2 protein-coding genes and 2 pseudogenes are annotated in these 2159 nt (G+C 60.4%); all 4 read right to left on the bottom strand.

Annotation, left to right across the window (positions count from 1 at the left end; translation table 11 throughout):
- Window positions 1-69: 69 nt before the first annotated feature.
- A pseudogene (locus tag QYH69_RS35775) lies at window positions 70-213 on the bottom strand (DUF1178 family protein); the annotation flags it as partial.
- Window positions 214-492: 279 nt separating this feature from the next.
- Window positions 493-1107 carry an NUDIX hydrolase gene (locus tag QYH69_RS35770; protein ID WP_308836325.1) on the bottom strand — a complete coding sequence of 205 codons (615 nt, stop codon included), beginning with the start codon at window positions 1105-1107 and terminating at the stop codon, window positions 493-495.
- A gap of 39 nt (window positions 1108-1146) precedes the next feature.
- Window positions 1147-1443, bottom strand: a complete 297-nt coding sequence (locus tag QYH69_RS35765) for a DUF2818 family protein (protein WP_308836324.1) — start codon at window positions 1441-1443, stop codon at window positions 1147-1149.
- 3 nt (window positions 1444-1446) lie between these two features.
- A pseudogene (locus QYH69_RS35760) lies at window positions 1447-2088 on the bottom strand (NADH-quinone oxidoreductase subunit N); the annotation flags it as partial.
- Window positions 2089-2159 lie beyond the last annotated feature (71 nt).

Raw genomic sequence — 2159 nt, 5'->3', positions numbered from 1 at the left:
CGTAGCCATGTCGTTCTGTGAGCCAAGGAGTTGGTAGAATGTTTTGTCTTCCTAAGACCGCTTGGCCTCCGACTTCAGACGGCTCACTTCATTGGCGCCGCAAATCGGGCATTCGACAAGGTGCTTGCCCGCCTGCGCTTCGAAGTCTTCAGCGGAGGCGAACCAGCCTTCGAACCGATGGCCGTGCGGGCACTGTAAATCGAGGACCTTCATCTGGAATCAGGGCTTGCCTGCGAGTTTAGCGTAAAACAGTGGTTTGTGAACGATCGTTCTAAAACGTGATTGCCTTGGTGTCGGCATCTCAATGTGGGGATCGTTCCGGCAGGCACAATGGTACTCCCGCGTCGACCGCTCTGGCCGCACGTACACCGGCATCTTCGCGCCTGGCGTCGCGCTCGAGCGCGAGCTCGACAATATGCAGCCGCGTTGCAGCCGGATTGCAGCCGAATTTGCCGCCCTACGTTCCTGACCTCGGCTTTCCGGGCCTCGTCTTCAGCCCTCGACGGGCGCCGGAACGGACCACTCGCCGGACAGGAACTTCTCCAGCCAGAACGTGCCGATGATCGTCTTCACATCGCTCAGCTCGCCGTTGCGGATCCACTCCGACACTTCAGGCACCGTCGCGGTGAACGTCTCGATGAATTCGCCCTCGTCGAGCCTCGGCTCGCCCGCAGTCAGACCGCGCGCGAGGTAGATGTCGATGAACTCGGTCGAATACGAAATGATCGGATGGATGCGCGTGAGATAGATATACTCGCGCGCCGTATAGCCGGTTTCCTCTTCGAGCTCGCGCTTCGCGCACGTGAGTTCGTCCTCGTTCGGATCGAGCTTGCCGGCCGGGTATTCGATCATCACCTTGCCGGTCGCATAGCGATACTGCCGCTCGAGCAGCACGCGGCCGTCGTCGAGCAGCGGAATCACCATCACGGCGCCCGCATGCACGACGTATTCGCGCGTCGCTTCCTTGCCGTCGGGCAAGCGCACGACGTCGAGGTTGACCGTCATGAACGGCCCCTTGTACACCTGTTTGCTCGACACGCGCGTTTCGTTCAGTGCGGCGTGATGTTCCAAGTGATGCTGTTCCGGATGACCGGTAGGCTCAGCCATATGCGACCTCTGGAAGACCAGGCGCCCCGGCTGGTACCGTCAGCGCCGTTTGACGAGATATTGAAACGCGAAACCAGGAAACGAGAATACGACGAACAGGCTGAAAGTAATTGCGTAAAATTGCCAGCCCTGCTCGAAACGGTTGCCGGCGCGCGCTTCGAGCATGAAGCCGAACGCGCCGACCACGAAATACAGCACGATCATCTCGCCGATTCGGATCCACGCGCTTTTCTTCGCGGCCCTCATCGGCACGACCGCGAAGAGACGCTGGTTCACAAATGGCAGGTTGGCGCCGACGAGCGCCAACAGCACGATAAACCACCCTGCTGCCGACATCGGTTAGAGCGGCAACGTGTGCGAGATAGCCTGCAGGCAGACCGTCATCAGCGGGCCCGGCACGATGCCGAGCAGCACCACCGCGATGCCGTTCAGCGCGAGCAGCAGGCGCTTGCTCGAATCGGCGGCGATCGCAGTCGTGTCCTGCGGCTCGTCGAAGTACATGAGCTTGACGATACGCAGGTAGTAGAACGCGCCAAACAGCGAGGTGATCACCGCGAGCACCGCGAGCCACGTGAGGCCGGCGTTCATCGTCGCTTCGAGCACCGCCAGCTTCGAATAGAAGCCGACCGTCGGCGGAATGCCGGCGAGCGAGAACATCATCACCATCATCACGAACGCGTACACCGGGTTGCGCTGATTGAGGCCTTTGAAATCGTCGAGCGTGTCCGCTTCGAAGTCGCGTCGGCCGAGCAGCATCACGACGCCGAACGAGCCGAGCGTCGTCACGAGGTAGACGATGCTGTAGAACATCGCCGAACCGTATGCGCTTGCCGCAGCCGTCGTTTTGCCGTCGACCACGCCTGCGAGCAGACCGAGCAGCACGAAGCCCATGTTCGAGATCGCCGAGTACGCGAGCATCCGCTTCACATTGCGCTGCACGATACCGGTGATATTGCCGACGATCAGCGACAGCGCCGCAAGTCGGATCGTAGCCATGTCGTTCTGTGAGCCAAGGAGTTGGTAGAATGTTTTGTCTTCCTAAGACCGCTTGG

The organism is Paraburkholderia sp. SARCC-3016 (genome assembly GCF_031119615.1).
In the GTDB taxonomy this organism is placed as follows: Bacteria; Pseudomonadota; Gammaproteobacteria; order Burkholderiales; family Burkholderiaceae; genus Paraburkholderia.
Note: the sequence above shows the minus strand (reverse complement) of the source record. Positions and strands in the feature narration are given on the sequence as shown.